The organism is Marinococcus luteus, assembly GCF_034497705.1.
GTDB lineage: Bacteria > Bacillota > Bacilli > Bacillales > Marinococcaceae > Marinococcus > Marinococcus luteus_A.
Map to the genome: position 1 here is coordinate 61,915 of NZ_JAXRUV010000006.1, position 15,293 is coordinate 77,207.

The window sequence follows — 15,293 nt, forward strand, 5'->3', positions numbered from 1 at the left end:
CCTTTCCCTTGTCGGGAAAGGCTTAGCGGTTGTCTACTGGCTCAGGATACAAATCATGCTGAAACAGCCGGTTTTCTGCAAGCTGCTCGTATTTAGTTCCGGCTCTGCCGTAGTTTACAAATGGATCAATCGAAATACCGCCGCGCGGAGTAAATTTGCCCCATATCTCCAGATAACGGGGATCCATCAGCTCTACCAGGTCGTTTACGATTGTATTAATTGAATCTTCATGAAAGCCACCGTGATTTCGGAAGCTGAACAAATACAATTTCAGCGATTTGCTTTCCACCATTTTTTCGTCCGGAATATAGCTGATATACAGTGTGCCAAAATCCGGCTGCCCCGTTTTCGGACAGAGGGTGGTAAATTCCGGACAGTTGAATTTCACAAAGTAATCCCGGTACGGGTGGGTATTTTCAAATACTTCAAGCAGAGAAGGGTCATATTCAAATGTATACGCCGTTTTTTCGCTTCCCAGCTGATCTAACTGCTCAATATCGTCTCTTTCCGACACGTCCTTTTCCTCCTTATACTCCCTGTTTGTTTCCCCAAAGAAGCGTATGCAGCTGCGGCAACACCCGCACTCCGTTCAAACGCTCCTCCTGCAGAACTTTTTCTGTAAGCCATTCGTATTTAGCAAGCAGATGATCTCTCAGCTTCTCTACCTGCGGCGTTACGGTATCGTCATTTCCCACCTGCAGATACATTGTTACAGTGGGGTAACGCTCATGTACTTCCACCGCGTAACCCAGATCGCTTTCATCAAAAACGACCACCTTCAGACTGACCTCTTTTTCCCTGCGCGGGCGCAGTTCTTCCATATAATAATCCAGCCTGGCCCAATCCGTTTTCATCAATGAACTCGGAGGCTTTGGGGAAACTGTCACCTCATCGATTTCCTTCACCCAGTCATTCCAGATCGATCCCTGCGTTTCGATCGCTGTCTCAATACCTTGTTCCTGCAAAAGCGCTACAAGTTCTCCGAGACCGGGATGCATAGCCGGATTGCCTCCGGAAATAGTGACATGGTTAAAGCTTCTACCGCCGGCTTCTTTTAATTTTTCATAAATGGCTTCCGCACTCATCGCTACAGCCTTTTGTGATCCGTCCCATGTAAAGGCAGAATCACACCAGGAGCACCGGTAGTCACAGCCGCCGGTGCGTACAAACATCGTTTTCCGCCCGATAACCATGCCTTCGCCCTGGATCGTCGGACCGAATATTTCCAGTACAGGTGTTGGTTTCATTTAGGCAAAGTCCCCCTCTTTGGGCCGGAACACTGCATAGCTTGTCGGAGTCTCCCTGACGAGTACCTGCAGGCATTTAGGTTTATTTGACGTTTCGTCGAGCTTCTGCTGCACTGTTTTCCATACCACCTGGGCGACTACTTCCGTCGTTGGGTAAGCAGCCTCAGTTTCTTCACTGGCAAATTCGGGATGGTCATTCAGAAGAGTGTGATCATAGCGTTTATGGATCCATTTTTTTAAAACGGTAAAATCAATTAAAAACCCGTTCCGGTTCAATTCATCACCGGCGACTGTCACGTTGATTGTATAGGTGTGTCCATGCACCCGGCGGCACTTTCCCGCGTCTTCAGAAGGAATATAGTGTGCCGCACTTAAATGCATATCCTTATTTAATTCGTACCGGTAGTTGTGCGGCCACTGTGGATAATACGAATAAATCATAATTCTTTCCTTTCTTTTTGTTCCATATATTGCTCATAGCCTGCACGGCGCAGTTGACAGGCCGGGCATTCCCCGCAGCCGTCCCCCGGTATGCCATGATAGCAGGTGAGCGTTTCATTCTTCACATATTCAAGCCTCCCGAGCTGGTCGGCAAGCCCCCAGGTTTCTTTTTTATCGAGCCACATTAAAGGGGTATGCAGCACAAACTCTTTTCCAATAGCCAGGTTTAGCGACACATTCAATGATTTCACGAATACATCCCGGCAGTCCGGGTATCCGCTGTAATCTGTCTCACATACGCCTGTCACAATGTGTTTTGCCTTTTTCTGCGAAGCAAGAATCGTCGCAAAAGAGAAGAACAGCAGATTTCTCCCCTCCACAAACGTAGAAGGAAGTTCTCCGTCTTCTCCCGCCTCTACTTCAATATCATCGCGAGTCAGCGCGTTCGGTGCCAGCTGACTTAAAAGCCCCATATCCAGTACATGGTGCTCAACATTTATATCCTCAGCAATTCGTTTTGCTACTTCTATTTCTTCATCGTGCCGTTGTCCATAAGAAAAAGTTACGGCAATCACCTCTTCAAATTGTTCCAGTGCCCAGAACAAACAAGTAGTACTGTCCTGCCCTCCACTAAAAACAACGACCGCTTTATCATTTTGAAAACCCAATTGTTATTCCTTCTTTCCACCAAAACATTTCACAGCGCTCCCATTATAACATCTTTTTCCGACTGTGCCTCTGCTCACGCTTACCTCGAAAAAACCCGTGAACAGTAAAGGCCACGAGTCTTTTGAATCGTTATTGCTCATTTCAGCTATGTACGGTCCGTGCGCAGCGTTATTCGTTTTCCTGATCCAAAAAGGCATGACTTCCCATGGCATTGCGCTGCCCCTGATATTTGCCCGCATAAGGCGCACCGGCTTTTTGATCCATCTCCGCAAAAACGAGCTGTGCGAGCCGCCTTCCGGACGTTAAACGAATAGGCAGACGGTTGGCGTTATAAAGCTCAAGCGTAATTTCCCCTTCAAACCCCGGGTCCACCCAGCCTGCGTTTTGAATAAAAAGTCCCATCCGCCCGATAGAGCTTCTTCCTTCCACAAAGGCCGTAATATGCTGGGGGAGTTTGATGTATTCTTTTGTGGTCGCAAGAAGAAACGAATGCGGTGGAATAATTACCTGATCGCTTTCAAATTCTACATATTTCGCGGGCCGGTCCAGTTGAATGGACTCGATAGCGTTCTCGTCGATTTTCAGAAAATGAGTACCCAGACGAATGTCCACCGATGCCGGCTGGATCTGATGGTCCTCTAATGGGTCGATACTAAGATCTCCCTCTTCCATCATTGAACGGATTGTTTGGTCGGAAAGTATCACCAGCTCTGCCTCCTTCGCTTTTCTTTTCTTTCCCAGTATAAAGAACAATGCAAAAAAACGCCAATACCGTAAAGACCAGCAGTGACTTTTCCTGATTTATTATGACATGAAAAAACACCCTTCAGGCGAAGCCCAAAGGGTGCTGATATAAATCTTTATTCAAATTCCAGCTCTAATTTATAGCCTTGTTCGAATAGTACCTTGCCGTCTTTATATTCACTCATCAATTCTTTATAAGCCTCTGTCCATTCCTGAAAAGCTTTTTCGTCATGCATATCCAGGGAGTCATCAATTTTTTGCAGAAGCCGTTCTCTGTTAAATTCAAACACAGCGTACTCCATCATCATTTGAGCATATAGAGACTGAAGAATCTGCCTTGAAGGTCTTCTACCATTTTGAATTGGTTTCACTTTTTTCATAAAATGCTGCTCATGAGTTGGATGTAACATATTCGCCGAACCCCCTGTTCTTATTGCAGCACCCGCCGGGCGCTGATCTTTTTTAAAGCGGGCGACGCGCGCATGGCCTCCCAATGCCTATCTATTGATTGCCAATAATTTTTGTGTGTACTGCACTATACCCACCTTTGACGTCAGTAAAACTAATTGTCCGACAACTCCATGAAAAATAACAACTTATTGTATCCGCTTACATAATCTCATTATAGACCATTTCCTGCAAAAATTCGAGTTATACAATTCAAAAAAATTCGGAGCAAATGAAAAATCTTATTGAAAAATGGGAACGTGTATTCGTATAATGAACTTAATCATGCAACGCGAGGGGGAGACAGAAATGGTTATAACAGAGAAAGAGCATATCATTATCCATTATGCTGTTCTTCTTCCGATTGTAAAAAAAGTACTGACGCTCGATACACAGGCGCTTAGATCTTCTCACGTCCGCCTGCAGGAACCCTACGAACGGTTATTTCAACAGGCTTTCGATACTCTTGGGCACGACCTCGATCAGCTGCGCCTCTATATGAAAAAAAAGAATATACGAATTGTTTTTGAGGAAAATGACGGCGTTTTCACACACTACGTGTACTATCTTAACAGCGGCTCGGGCCGGACCTCCCATTTAAACGCCAATTTAAAAAAACAGACAGAGCGCTGCCTTCATCTTTATTTCTCCGGCCGTTCCGCTTTAACAGATGACGAAGTCCTTCATCCGGCTCCCGTTTGACAAATCACGGCAGCGGCGGTACATTAACGATACCATTACAGGAAAACGACCCTAAGCTTCAGACAAAGGAGAAAGCCGTGTGAAAAAACAATTTGCCATTATCGGTCTCGGGCGATTCGGAGTCAGCGTCAGTACAGAATTGTACAAGCTAGGTCATGACGTGCTGGCCATTGACAATAATGAAGAAAAACTCGACGACATTACCAATCATTCTACGTACAGTGCCGTCGCCGATGGCACAGATGAAAAAGAGCTAAGGAACCTGGGGATTACAAATTTTGATCACGTGATTGTCGCTATTGGTGATGATCTTCAGGCAAGCATTTTATGCACCCTCTTATTAAAGGAAATGGACATCCCTTCCGTCTGGGTAAAAGCGCAAAACTTTCACCACCACAAGGTTCTCGATAAAATCGGGGCAGATAAGATTATCCACCCGGAGCATGACATGGGTAACCGTATTGCCCAGCATCTCGTTTCTGACCGTGTCATTGACTATATTGAACTCTCCGCAGAGTATTCCATTATAGAAATTACCGCACCAGCATCCATGCATAAAAAGACCCTCGCCCAGCTCGATATCCGGGCTAAATTCGGCGTTACCGTTCTCGGCATCCGCCGCGGCAAAGAGGTTAATATATCGCCCACAGCCCAGGACCGTCTCTTCAAAGAAGACGTGCTTATTGCTATCGGCCACAATAATGACCTCCGGCGCTTTGAAGAAACAAACTAACCTTCATAGTATGAAAAGAAGCAGCAGTCCCGTTTCAACAGGGCTGCTGCTTTATTATGTATAATTGGTTTCCTGGATGATTAACGAATGTCACCGTGACCGGGGCAAGCACGATGATATCTTTTCTTAAGAAAAAGAAATCGGCGGCTGATTTTTTGCCGTTGAAGCTGCAAACAGGGCATGAAGCATTTCCTTATTCACTGTGAGATCTTTGACCGTATACTTATCGAGCACCGACAAATACGCTTTCAAAGCCTCTCCCAAAACACCCTGGAGCCGGCATCTTCCTGCTAAAATGCACTGGTTCGATTCTGGATCAAAGCATTCCACCAGCGTCAGATTATCTTCTGTCTGCCTTACAAGCCAGCCGATGTTGATTTCTCCCGGTTCTTTAGCCAAACGAATTCCTCCGTTCCTGCCTTTCACCGTGTGAATGACGCCAAGCTTCGACAGCTCATGCCCAACCTTAGTCAGATGGTTGTACGAAATGGAGTATGCAGTCGATATTTGTTTAATACTATGCAGGGACTCGTCTTCATCATGAGCGGCCAGGTACATTACCATCCGTAATGCATAATCCGTATAGGTTGTTAACTGCAAAGCCCTCGCTCCTTTTCATCCAGGATAATGATAGTTTATCACACCCTGCAAATGTTATTCTAATTAACTGCCCACAAAAAAAGAAGAGACAGCGTCTCCCCTTTTTTCATTATTCTTTTTAGAAAAACGTGTCCTTAAATGCTCTGGATAAGCGACGAGGCTACTGTGAAATAAATCAGCAGGCTGATAATATCAGTGAGCGTTGTGATAAACGGCCCTGAAGCAATGGCAGGGTCGAGCTTCAGTTTATTGATTACAAGCGGCACCAGCGTACCGATAACACTCGCCACTCCAAGTGAAATCATAATGGAAAAACCGACAATTACTCCTATTAGGGGCTCGCCGTAAAAAAGATACAATAAGATCGTAATCACAATTCCTGAGGCCACCCCAATCATAATCCCCGTGGAAAATTCCCGGCTGATCGTACGCCACAGTCCTTTTCGTTCAATGTTTCCCGTTGCAAGCGCACGCACGGACACAGCAAGAGACTGCGTGCCCGTGTTTCCGGCTGACCCCATAATCATCGGAATAAACGCGGCAAGCAGAACGACACTCTCCAGGGTACTTTCAAACCAGCCGATTACCTGGGCTGTAAACAGCCCTAAAAACATCAGCAGGATAATCCAAGGAGCACGAAGTCTTGCTGCTTTAAATGCATTAACACTCACATCTGTGGAACCACGGGAGCCGGAGATTTCTCCAATGTCTTCCGATGCTTCTTCTGCGAGCACATCGAGTGCATCATCCACAGTTACAATTCCCGCAAGCCTTCCTTCACTGTCTATAACAGGAGTTGCCAGAAAATCATACTTCTGTATCAGCTGGGCGACCTCTTCCTGGTCATCATCGACATGGACAGACACGACACGGCTGCTCATCACCTCAGAAACCGTGCGGTCTGAGTCCGCTACAATCAAGTCACGAATCGAAGCGACACCAGCGAGTTTATCCTCTTCATCCACTACATATAGATAATAGATCGTTTCTGCATCAGGGCCTTCCCGACGGAGATGGTCAATCACTTCATCAATTGTATCCGTTGCTTTGATGGAAACAAATTCTTTTGTCATGATGGCCCCGGCCGTTTTATCTTCGTAGGCGAGCAGCTCCCGGACGTCATTGGCGTCCTCCTGATCCATCGCCTGCAGAATATGTGTCATCTGCCTCGGTTCAAGCTCCCCCAGAAAGTCGGCAACATCATCTGCATACATATTGTTATATACTTCCGCAGCATACTGATCGTTCAGCTGCAGAGCTACTTCTTTTTGCACTTCGGGTTCAAAGCTGTCAAATACTTCAGCGAATTCTTCCGGGGACAAAAACTTGTAAACCACTGCCCGTTCTTCATCAAGCTCAAGAAAAACTTCTGCCTGGTCCGCAGGATGCAAATCCAAAAATAATTCACGAAACGCTTCCATGCGCTCCTGCTGCAGAGACTCCGCTATTAATTCCACGAACTCCTCCCGTGCCTGTTCGTTTAATTGCTCCATCCTTTTCCTCCTCTCCAGGCCAGACAGGCAGCTGTACTTCTTCCGTCTGACACTTATCTCAAACAAAAAACGCCTTCCACTGTTGGGAAGACGTGCATAATCAGCCAGTCATCGTATATGCCCGTTCTGTTCCCCTTCGTCGAGCTTTAGCACTGCATAGCGTAGGAAAATATTATCCAGCTTCATTAGAAAACACCTTAATTCGATGGATTCTGCTGACCCATTGGCGTCTTTAGACATTTTTGGGCAGAAGCCTGTATCTACACAGGAGCCTCACCTAACGAGATTATAAATAGCAGTAACGTTGAATATAACGCTACGCTCTTTTTTTGTCAACGCAGGGAGCACCCTTTCCTAGTGGATATATTCCCTTTTCTGCCGATATAAAAATAGAGATTTTGACTTTTACAGACAAGGACCTCCAACTATGCGAAACGTATACTTGTTTTTTATGATTACTTTCCTGCTTACATGCTTCCTATCTCTCGGTGGTTTCTTTTACTATTATTACACTATAACTGCCGACCAAAAAGAGAAAATCACCTCGGAAACAGCGCCCGAGGATTCTTCTACTGTTTCCGGACCGCAGATTATTCTAATAGCTGGAACAGATAAAGAAGAAACAGGTTCCCGTGCTGATGTAATTATGATTGCCTCTATCCATTCCGGGAACGAATCCACGCTGCTTTTTAATATTCCAAGAGACACTAAGGTTTCCATTCCGGGGAGAAATAGTATGGATAAAATAAATCATGCCTACAGCTATGGAGGCATGCCCTTATTAAAGAAAACAGCGGAAGAATTTCTCGACACCTCCATCGATTTTACCATCGAAGCCGATATGGAAGGATTCCGGAAGGTGGTTGATGCTTACGGTGGAGTTGTAGTGCAAAACGATTTGGAATTCGTCAAGGACGAAGGAGAGCCTTTTACCTACACGAAGGGAAATCTTCATTTGAATGGCGAACAGGCCTTATATTACGTCCGCATGCGCAAGCAGGATCCGCGGGGCGATCTGGGTCGGAATCTCCGACAGCAGCAGGTGCTTGAAGCACTTCTTGAAAAAGCAAAGAGTCCGGCGACTCTCCGTAAAGCGGAGAAACTGCTTTACGCCCTTGGTGACCATATACACACTGATATGACATTTCAGGATATCCGCAGCTTTTCTTACCACTATACTCCTGCCCTCACCCAGATCCAGACGGCTGAAATTCATGGAGCTTCCGCTGAAGAGAATGGAATAAGCTATTATCTCGTTTCCGCGGAAGAGCAAGAGAAAGCACAGCTCCGCCTCGAGCGTCACCAGACTGGCAAAAGCTACTGACATTTTCTCTCCGGCGGTTCAAAATTATTATTCCTGAAGGAATTCACTTCGTTTCCAAATAAGAAAGGAGACCGCATTATATCCGGCATGGGCAGCCGCAGCCCCCCACAGCGTCCCCTGCCATAAAAGCAGGCCGCCGAGCAGAAGGCCCAGCACAAAAATCCATGCATGAATCAGCTGCTGGCCGGCGTATTGAGGGACATGCACCAGCATGAAAATAAATGAAGTAATGCATAAAGCAAAGATGTCCGGCAGTACAAGCACCAGTGTCCCAAGCACTGCTGCCCGAAACAATATTTCCTCTGATACCGCCGCTCCAGCTGTTACAGCCCAAAAGCTCCCCCGCCGGCGGATCAGTTCTTTTAAGAGATCGGTATATGTATTGTCCGGCACGGCAAACCACTGCTTTTTGTACGCCCCCCAGGCGAAAAATCCAGCCGCTATTCCCGTGCAGGCTCCGGTGAGACTATCGGCAGCGACTGTATTAAAGGAAAATAAGCTGTTTATGTATATTAAAGTTTCCTCCTGAAACACAGCAGCAATGATAACAATACCAACTGCAAACAGCAGAAAAAAGTTTAACCATAGGGCGCGCCCGGAAATCCGGGGGCCTGAACTGTTCATCATGGCTGCTACCTCCTGCGGTTATTATGTAAAAACAGCCGGCTGCGTTGGGCCGGCTGTTTGCTTTCCTTCTTATAATTCGTTGAGTGCTGCAATAATTTCCTGGTCGCCGCTGATCAGATCAAACTTTTTGCGGATCGTACCAGGCGTATCCAAGGATGCTGCGATCACTTTAGCCACATCAGCACGTGGAATTTCGCCTTTTTCATTCAGTTTTTGTTTTAACTGTACAGTGCCGCTCGGATCATCATTTGTGAGGACTCCCGGCCGTACAATGGTATAATCAAGGCCGCTTTCTTCAAGGTAATCATCGGCTACGCGCTTAGCAATAAAGTAATGGCGCATTTTTTCCGGGCCATTTTCCGGCTCATCCGTATTCATCGAGCTTACCTGGATGAAGCGTTTTACCCCGTGGGCTTTGGAGGCTTCCACCGATTTTCTCGAACCCCACAAGTCAATAATGGTGGTTTTATCCGGTCCTGTATGGCCGCCTGAACCAGCAGCAAAGACCGCTGCGTCTTTACCGGCAAACGCGTCGGAAATATCTCCCTCCAGATCACGGACTACCGTTTCATCCGCCCCAAGGCTCTTCAATTCTTCTGATTGTTCTTCTTTTCTAATTAACGCCGTTACGTGGTGATCCGTGTTTTTCAATTCCTCCACCAGATGGCGTGCAATTTTTCCGTTCGCTCCAATTACCAGTACGTTCATTGTAAATCCTCCTTCGATTAACATTCCATGGTGATATTCCCATAACCTTCGTAAAATAAACACAGCCCCTCCCCCCCTTTTGCTTCGGCACGTCAATATATACGGTGAAAGGAGGTGAGACACATGGCTCAATTAACAAAAACGGATCTTTCTTTTGAATTTTATTTAGGACCTGGCGAAGACGGCAGCGGCGACTACAAACGAAAAACCTTCCGCAACATAAACCCTGAAATTTCAGATGATGATCTGCAGGAAATTGCGGATGGCATTGCCGGTCTTCAGCCGTACGTTGTACAAAGCGTGCAGCGCAACAATGAGTACACTATGCAGGCTCCGGCCCCGTTGTAAAACCGGAACAGTAATTTTAAGTACAGGAGGTGAAGCTGATGAGCAAGCAACTGCAGCTGCGTTTTGAAAGTGATTTCGGCAAAGCTACTACTCTTTCTATCGAAAGCCCGGCAGAGCCGGTGGATGAAACAGCAGTAGAGGCATTAATGGACACCATTATTGCTAAGGAAGCCTTTTTCACAAGCGATGGCATTGTTACTAAAAAAGTGTATGCAAGAGTCGTAGAACGAAATGTAGACACTATCTGGGAAACCAATTAATCCGATTCCCTCAGCCCCTTCGGCTGGGGGATTCTTTATAAAGGAGGCTTTTTCATGGAGGAATGGATACAGCTGGCCGGAGACCAGGGAGCGGCTGTTGCGCTTGCCTTTTTTCTTGTTTACCGGATGGAGCGTAAACTCGATACGCTCATCTGGGCCGTACAAAGGCAGAGCGAACAGCTTTTCTCGTCTTCGAGAAGAGCTAAAACACCAAAGGATACCATGCATATCAAAAAACCATAAACAAAAGCCAGCCGGATTTCGGCTGGCTTTACTGATTTTTGTGGTGGGCAAAGAAATAATTTTTTGAATGATAGCGTACACTCATTACGATACCTAAAATAAACATGGTCCCGACAAGTGAGCTACCCCCGTAGCTGAGCAGCGGAAGCGTGAAGCCGGTGACCGGCAGGAGGCCAAGGCTTTGCCCGATATTTTGAAATATCTGGAAAGCAAACAACCCAATAACACCTGCACAGATATACTTGCCGTAAGCGTTATGCGACCGCATGCTAATCAGAAGAATTTGATACAGAAGCACAAAATAAAGGGTGATGACCATCGCACCGCCCAGAAAACCATGGACTGAGCCGATAACAGCAAAAATGAAATCCGTGTGGGCTTCCGGAATATACACCTGGTCCCCGTCGTTGCCAAACAACCTTCCGGAGCCGATAGCAGTCAATGCTCTTGCTGTTTGGAAGCCGGCGTCCTGATTTTCAAACGGGTTCAGCCATCCCTGGATTCTGCTTACCTGGTAAGGATCCATATTGGAAAATACAAACCGCTCCATCAAATTAGGAAACTGAAAAAAAGAAATGACAAATCCGAGTATTGCTAAAAGCGGACCGCCGATAGCTACTGCCAATATTTTATAGGAGATCCCCGAAACCACCAGAAGAGAAACAAAAATAGCTCCTATGAGCATGACACTCCCTATGTCCGGCTGGGTTGCCAAAAGAAGAATAACGGGAAGGGTCGGCAGAAGCATTTTCCCTATAAGTATAAAATCAGAGCGCATGTTTTTGCTCCCGCTGTACTCTGTATGGTGATTATAAATGATGGCACTGAGCGTCAAAATCAGAAAAATTCTCATAAATTCTGCAGGCTGAAACTGGCCGAGACCGGGTATTACATACCAAGACTGCGCCCCGTTAATCACTGGAGCAATGCTTGATGGTGCGACTAGCAGCCCTGCTAAAAGAGCCAGGCCAAAAGCATATAAAAACCAGTGCAGTATCAGATAATACTCAAAATCAAAATGTAGAACTACCATCATAATAGCAAAAGCCAGCACGAAAAAAATAATCTGCTGGATCATAAAATTGCCTTCGTATTGTTCGAGCTGCTGAGCCTGAAAAATATAGAAACAGCTGACTACTGCGAACAAAAACAATACAAACATCATATTGATATCATACTGCTTTTCTTCGGTTGATTGATGTAAACTCATGGAAGCATGTCCCCATTATATAAAATTTCGAACGCACGCTGCCTGGCGCCGCTGTTAACATCATACCTTGTTCTATCTGCGGCGTACAGTCCTGTGAATATATTTCCACTATCCGCCTATTCTTTAATTTACGTTTCATACATAAGAAAAAGGACTCTTTCTCCTATATTAAAGGAGAAAAGCCCCGGAATCAAACAGACGCCGTTTCCAAAGACTCGGCTACTGCATGCACATTTAAAAGAGTAAATACGCGGCTTTCTTTTTTAATTACGTTTTTTAAATATATTTGTTCTTCTTTCGACACTGCTTGAGGGGGCGCGTCGATTTCACTTTCAAACACGTCCATCACGTCGTTTGCCGCGTCAACGATCAGACCGATATGATTGCCTTCAAGAGCTAAAATTAAAATTCTGGTCTCTTCTGTATACGGAACTTCTTCATAGGAAAGTCTCTTTCGAAGATCAATAATCGGGATAATGACACCCCGTAAATTAATGACGCCGCGTATACTTTTTTCAGCATTTGGTATACGGGTGAAATTCTGCATTCGTTCAATCGACTGGACATGATTTACTTCAACGCCGTATTCTTCGGCATCCAATCGAAATATAATGACTTTTTTCACAACATTTTCTTCCGTCATAATACTGCCTCCTTACAATAGGGCGTTTGTATCTACAATTAGTGCTACATTACCGTCCCCGAGAATCGTAGCTCCTGATATGGCTCGCACGTCCCGAAGGTAATGGCCGAGTGATTTCAATACGACATCCTGCTGGCCAATAAAGCTGTCGACAACCAGAGCGGCCATCTTTTCTCCTTTATGCACGACTACGACCGAATAATTTTCCCGGACCCACTCCCGTTCCACCGGAATTTCAAATACATCCTCCAAAAACATTACCGGAATAATATTTCCGCGAAAGTCGATCATTTTCCGTTTGTGCACATAAAAAATACTGCTGCTCTTAATACTTGCCGTTTCTACAATAGAAGTAAGCGGCAGTCCGTAATGTTCTTCACCCACATCCACCAGCATCACATCAATGATCGACAAGGTCAGAGGAAGCTGAATACTGAATTTGGTTCCTCTTCCTTTTTCAGAATGCACACTGATAACGCCGCCGAGTGATTCAAACGTATTTTTTACTACGTCCAAACCGACCCCCCGTCCTGACAGGTCAGTCACTTCATCAACAGTGCTGAATCCTGCTGAAAAAATGAATTGATGCACGTCGTAATCCGTCAGCGTATCGGCGTCCTCGGCAGCTATTACTTCATTTTCCACGGCCTTTTTAAGCACACGTTCACGGTCAATTCCGCCCCCGTCATCCTCAATTTCAATATACACATGATTGCCGCTGTGATAAGCACGAAGCTCGACGTGACCCTCTTCCGGCTTGCCGTTCTGCTTTCTCTTGTCGGGCATTTCAATTCCATGATCGATCGAATTTCTTATAAGATGGACAAGCGGGTCCCCAATTTCATCAATAATAGAACGATCCAGTTCTGTCTCTGCACCAATGACTTCGAGCTTGATCTTTTTACCAAGGTCTCTCGACAGGCTGCGCACCATTTTCGGGAAACGACTGAATACCTGATCCACCGGCACCATCCGCATATGTAAAATAATTTCCTGCAGGCTCCCGGTCGTCCGTGACATTCTTTCGACTGTTTCTGTCAGTTCGCTGCTTCGTATTTCCTCGGATATACGCTCAAGGCGCCCCCGATCGATAACCAGCTCTTCAAAAAGGTTCATCAATTTATCCAGCCGGTCAATATTGACCCGGATGGTTTTATTCGTCTCTGTACGCTTACGTTCCAGTGAACTGGACTCTTTTACTTCCGGAACCGGTTTTTCGCCCAAGCTTTCCTGGTGGTCTGTGCTGACCGTTATTTCAATTTCCTCTGCCACCACTGCTTCAATCTCCGAAATTGAAGCCACCTGGTTGACCAGGTCTTCTTTTGCAGCGGTCGTTACTACTGCTGCAGTAAATTCGTTATCAAATCGCTCCGCTTCAATATCTGAAGCTTCCGGCACTGATTTAATAACGTGGCCTTCTGCTTCAAGAGCTTCAAATACCATGTAGGCACGTGCTGCTTTTAGCATGGCGTTTTCTTCAAGGGTGACCCGCACTGTATATGCCTGCATACCACTTTCCACAGACTGAGCAATCACTGCCCGGTCGTATTCATTCCAATCCATGTGGATGTCATTCTTTTCTTTTGTTTCCTGCTCTGCCTCCGGCCGGGTGCTTTGCCCAAGCAGCTTTGCCGTAATAGCCTGTATATCCTTTTTCCCCTCCCCGCCGGAAGCAATATCCTCTACAATTTCTTCGGCAACATCTGCTGCTTCAAGAAGTACATCCATCGTTTCTGCATCTGCGAGCCTCGTTTTTTCACGCATTTGGTCGAGAACATTTTCGAGAGCGTGTGTAACATTCGTCAAATCCTCATATCCCATCGTGCCAGCCATGCCTTTCATCGTATGGGCCGAACGAAAAATTTCCCCGATGATCTTTTCATCCTGCGGCTGCTTTTCCAGCTCCAGCAGGTGAACGTTAATCGCCTGAATGTGCTCCTGGCTTTCTTCAATAAACATATCCAAATATTCTGTATGGCTCATGCCCGTACCTCCGCCTTTTGAACTCAATACTAGTTGATAGTGTGCTGCAGCTTCTTCTCTTTTTATATCGACAGACCGGAGCAGGTATTTGAGATAACAGCCGGTTAAAATTTTTTCTTTCATCCTCTTATCTGCCAGCAGTTTTGCGAAAGAACTTCCCCCAGGACAAAAAAGCCTCCGCTATCAAGCGGAGGCTGCACGGTATCCATTTCTAGTTTAAATCAAAGTGGTGCCCGTTCACTTCATAAACGACCCATTCTGCCAAATTCGTCGTATGATCTGCAAAACGCTCAATATAACGCCCAATAAAAGACAGCTGAGTAATATCTTCCAACAGCACTTCATCAGCACTTTGCCGAAGCTGCTTCTGGATAAACAATTTATACTTACTGTCCACGTGATCATCCAAAGAAGCGACCCGCTGGGCATGCATCAGTTCCTGATTGTCATATGCTTCCATCGCCTGGTCAAACATCTGCCTGGCAATCTCCGCCATATCAATTAACTGGTCGATGTCCTCCCGACTTCTATTTTCACTCAGTCTAGCGGAAGCTTTTGCAATATCCACCGCGATATCTGCCATGCGCTCAAGATCACTGGCCATTTTTAAAGCAACAATGCACCTGCGCAGATCTGTGGCGACCGGCTGCTGCTTGGCAATTGTTAATGTCGCCGCATCCATGATTTTCAATTCCAAGGAATTGATATTTTTATCATCTGTAACAATTTCCCGGACAAGTGACTGATTATCATTGGTTTTCAACGCGAGCAGCGACTGCTCGAAAGCATACTTCACATATTTGCCCATGTCGAGTATTTCCTGCTTTAAATACGTCAAGTCCTGCTCGTACGCCTTTCGAACGCCCATTAT

General features: G+C 45.9%; 20 protein-coding genes and 1 riboswitch. Of the genes, 6 read left to right on the plus strand and 14 right to left on the minus strand.

Annotation, left to right across the window (positions count from 1 at the left end):
* Positions 1–22: 22 nt before the first annotated feature.
* From queF to Q9M42_RS10655, 6 genes are all read right to left on the minus strand, one after another.
* Entirely contained in the window at positions 23–514 is a 492-nt protein-coding gene (gene queF / locus Q9M42_RS10630; RefSeq protein WP_322526458.1) for a preQ(1) synthase, read from the minus strand.
* A 13-nt stretch (positions 515–527) separates the two neighbouring features.
* Positions 528–1,247: a 7-carboxy-7-deazaguanine synthase QueE gene (gene queE / locus Q9M42_RS10635; protein WP_322526459.1), complete on the minus strand. Its 720-nt coding sequence runs from the start codon at positions 1,245–1,247 to the stop codon at positions 528–530.
* Positions 1,248–1,688, minus strand: coding sequence for a 6-carboxytetrahydropterin synthase QueD (gene queD, locus Q9M42_RS10640; RefSeq protein ID WP_322526460.1), 441 nt, complete (start codon positions 1,686–1,688; stop codon positions 1,248–1,250).
* Complete coding sequence (gene queC / locus Q9M42_RS10645) at positions 1,685–2,356, minus strand: 7-cyano-7-deazaguanine synthase QueC (RefSeq protein ID WP_322526461.1); 672 nt, start codon at positions 2,354–2,356, stop codon at positions 1,685–1,687. The genes queD and queC overlap by 4 nt, the downstream gene beginning before the upstream one ends.
* A gap of 169 nt (positions 2,357–2,525) precedes the next feature.
* Positions 2,526–3,062, minus strand: coding sequence for a dCTP deaminase (dcd, locus tag Q9M42_RS10650; RefSeq protein ID WP_322526462.1), 537 nt, complete (start codon positions 3,060–3,062; stop codon positions 2,526–2,528).
* A 155-nt stretch (positions 3,063–3,217) separates the two neighbouring features.
* A complete protein-coding gene (locus Q9M42_RS10655) occupies positions 3,218–3,511 on the minus strand; it encodes an IDEAL domain-containing protein (protein ID WP_322526463.1) in 294 nt (97 codons plus the stop codon).
* A 346-nt stretch (positions 3,512–3,857) separates the two neighbouring features.
* On the opposite strand from Q9M42_RS10655, the gene Q9M42_RS10660 reads away from it, so the two are divergent.
* Both Q9M42_RS10660 and Q9M42_RS10665 read left to right on the plus strand, forming a co-directional pair.
* Positions 3,858–4,250 (plus strand): hypothetical protein, encoded by a 393-nt coding sequence (locus tag Q9M42_RS10660; protein ID WP_322526464.1) that lies wholly within the window; start codon positions 3,858–3,860, stop codon positions 4,248–4,250.
* A gap of 79 nt (positions 4,251–4,329) precedes the next feature.
* The gene (locus Q9M42_RS10665; protein ID WP_322526465.1) at positions 4,330–4,983 is read left to right on the plus strand and encodes a potassium channel family protein; all 654 of its coding nucleotides are present in this window, start codon (positions 4,330–4,332) and stop codon (positions 4,981–4,983) included.
* A gap of 126 nt (positions 4,984–5,109) precedes the next feature.
* Here Q9M42_RS10665 and Q9M42_RS10670 read toward each other — a convergent pair whose 3' ends face one another.
* Together Q9M42_RS10670 and mgtE are read right to left on the minus strand one after the other, a co-directional pair.
* On the minus strand, positions 5,110–5,583 hold the full coding sequence (locus tag Q9M42_RS10670; RefSeq protein ID WP_322526466.1) for an RrF2 family transcriptional regulator: 474 nt from the start codon (positions 5,581–5,583) through the stop codon (positions 5,110–5,112).
* Positions 5,584–5,717: 134 nt separating this feature from the next.
* Positions 5,718–7,076 carry a magnesium transporter gene (gene mgtE / locus Q9M42_RS10675; protein ID WP_322526467.1) on the minus strand — a complete coding sequence of 453 codons (1,359 nt, stop codon included), beginning with the start codon at positions 7,074–7,076 and terminating at the stop codon, positions 5,718–5,720.
* 124 nt (positions 7,077–7,200) lie between these two features.
* Positions 7,201–7,368: riboswitch (M-box (ykoK) riboswitch) on the minus strand.
* A 135-nt stretch (positions 7,369–7,503) separates the two neighbouring features.
* On the opposite strand from mgtE, the gene Q9M42_RS10680 reads away from it, so the two are divergent.
* Positions 7,504–8,400: an LCP family protein gene (locus Q9M42_RS10680; RefSeq protein WP_322526468.1), complete on the plus strand. Its 897-nt coding sequence runs from the start codon at positions 7,504–7,506 to the stop codon at positions 8,398–8,400.
* A 27-nt stretch (positions 8,401–8,427) separates the two neighbouring features.
* Here the strand turns inward: Q9M42_RS10680 and Q9M42_RS10685 are convergent, their stop codons facing one another.
* Both Q9M42_RS10685 and Q9M42_RS10690 read right to left on the minus strand, forming a co-directional pair.
* Positions 8,428–9,027: a CPBP family glutamic-type intramembrane protease gene (locus Q9M42_RS10685; RefSeq protein ID WP_322526469.1), complete on the minus strand. Its 600-nt coding sequence runs from the start codon at positions 9,025–9,027 to the stop codon at positions 8,428–8,430.
* 69 nt (positions 9,028–9,096) lie between these two features.
* Complete coding sequence (locus Q9M42_RS10690; RefSeq protein ID WP_322526470.1) at positions 9,097–9,735, minus strand: SDR family oxidoreductase; 639 nt, start codon at positions 9,733–9,735, stop codon at positions 9,097–9,099.
* A gap of 123 nt (positions 9,736–9,858) precedes the next feature.
* On the opposite strand from Q9M42_RS10690, the gene Q9M42_RS10695 reads away from it, so the two are divergent.
* Genes Q9M42_RS10695 through Q9M42_RS10705 form a run of 3 tightly spaced genes read left to right on the plus strand, consistent with a single transcriptional unit; the run spans position 9,859 to position 10,586 of the window.
* Positions 9,859–10,083 carry a DUF1659 domain-containing protein gene (locus Q9M42_RS10695; protein ID WP_322526471.1) on the plus strand — a complete coding sequence of 75 codons (225 nt, stop codon included), beginning with the start codon at positions 9,859–9,861 and terminating at the stop codon, positions 10,081–10,083.
* Positions 10,084–10,121: 38 nt separating this feature from the next.
* Positions 10,122–10,343: a DUF2922 domain-containing protein gene (locus tag Q9M42_RS10700; protein ID WP_322526472.1), complete on the plus strand. Its 222-nt coding sequence runs from the start codon at positions 10,122–10,124 to the stop codon at positions 10,341–10,343.
* 54 nt (positions 10,344–10,397) lie between these two features.
* Positions 10,398–10,586 (plus strand): hypothetical protein, encoded by a 189-nt coding sequence (locus Q9M42_RS10705; protein ID WP_322526473.1) that lies wholly within the window; start codon positions 10,398–10,400, stop codon positions 10,584–10,586.
* 28 nt (positions 10,587–10,614) lie between these two features.
* Here Q9M42_RS10705 and Q9M42_RS10710 read toward each other — a convergent pair whose 3' ends face one another.
* The 4 genes from Q9M42_RS10710 to phoU all read right to left on the minus strand — a co-directional run bounded on the left by Q9M42_RS10710 (position 10,615) and on the right by phoU (position 15,290).
* Positions 10,615–11,796 (minus strand): FtsW/RodA/SpoVE family cell cycle protein, encoded by a 1,182-nt coding sequence (locus tag Q9M42_RS10710; RefSeq protein WP_322526474.1) that lies wholly within the window; start codon positions 11,794–11,796, stop codon positions 10,615–10,617.
* A gap of 190 nt (positions 11,797–11,986) precedes the next feature.
* Positions 11,987–12,439, minus strand: a complete 453-nt coding sequence (locus Q9M42_RS10715) for a chemotaxis protein CheW (protein ID WP_322526475.1) — start codon at positions 12,437–12,439, stop codon at positions 11,987–11,989.
* 12 nt (positions 12,440–12,451) lie between these two features.
* A complete protein-coding gene (locus tag Q9M42_RS10720; protein WP_322526476.1) occupies positions 12,452–14,422 on the minus strand; it encodes a chemotaxis protein CheA in 1,971 nt (656 codons plus the stop codon).
* Positions 14,423–14,633: 211 nt separating this feature from the next.
* Positions 14,634–15,290: a phosphate signaling complex protein PhoU gene (gene phoU, locus Q9M42_RS10725; protein ID WP_322526477.1), complete on the minus strand. Its 657-nt coding sequence runs from the start codon at positions 15,288–15,290 to the stop codon at positions 14,634–14,636.
* Positions 15,291–15,293: the final 3 nt, after the last annotated feature.

Bases quoted from the DNA above. Each gene is read 5' to 3' on its own strand.
- queD (WP_322526460.1), bottom strand. From the start codon at position 1,688: ATGATTTATTCGTATTATCCACAGTGGCCGCACAACTACCGGTACGAA.
- Q9M42_RS10710 (WP_322526474.1), bottom strand. From the start codon at position 11,796: ATGAGTTTACATCAATCAACCGAAGAAAAGCAGTATGATATCAATATG.
- Q9M42_RS10695 (WP_322526471.1), top strand. From the start codon at position 9,859: ATGGCTCAATTAACAAAAACGGATCTTTCTTTTGAATTTTATTTAGGA.
- Q9M42_RS10655 (WP_322526463.1), bottom strand. From the start codon at position 3,511: ATGTTACATCCAACTCATGAGCAGCATTTTATGAAAAAAGTGAAACCA.
- mgtE (WP_322526467.1), bottom strand. From the start codon at position 7,076: ATGGAGCAATTAAACGAACAGGCACGGGAGGAGTTCGTGGAATTAATA.
- queE (WP_322526459.1), bottom strand. From the start codon at position 1,247: ATGAAACCAACACCTGTACTGGAAATATTCGGTCCGACGATCCAGGGC.
- Q9M42_RS10705 (WP_322526473.1), top strand. From the start codon at position 10,398: ATGGAGGAATGGATACAGCTGGCCGGAGACCAGGGAGCGGCTGTTGCG.
- Q9M42_RS10690 (WP_322526470.1), bottom strand. From the start codon at position 9,735: ATGAACGTACTGGTAATTGGAGCGAACGGAAAAATTGCACGCCATCTG.
- Q9M42_RS10720 (WP_322526476.1), bottom strand. From the start codon at position 14,422: ATGAGCCATACAGAATATTTGGATATGTTTATTGAAGAAAGCCAGGAG.
- phoU (WP_322526477.1), bottom strand. From the start codon at position 15,290: ATGGGCGTTCGAAAGGCGTACGAGCAGGACTTGACGTATTTAAAGCAG.
- Q9M42_RS10680 (WP_322526468.1), top strand. From the start codon at position 7,504: ATGCGAAACGTATACTTGTTTTTTATGATTACTTTCCTGCTTACATGC.
- Q9M42_RS10660 (WP_322526464.1), top strand. From the start codon at position 3,858: ATGGTTATAACAGAGAAAGAGCATATCATTATCCATTATGCTGTTCTT.
- Q9M42_RS10700 (WP_322526472.1), top strand. From the start codon at position 10,122: ATGAGCAAGCAACTGCAGCTGCGTTTTGAAAGTGATTTCGGCAAAGCT.
- Q9M42_RS10685 (WP_322526469.1), bottom strand. From the start codon at position 9,027: ATGATGAACAGTTCAGGCCCCCGGATTTCCGGGCGCGCCCTATGGTTA.
- Q9M42_RS10715 (WP_322526475.1), bottom strand. From the start codon at position 12,439: ATGACGGAAGAAAATGTTGTGAAAAAAGTCATTATATTTCGATTGGAT.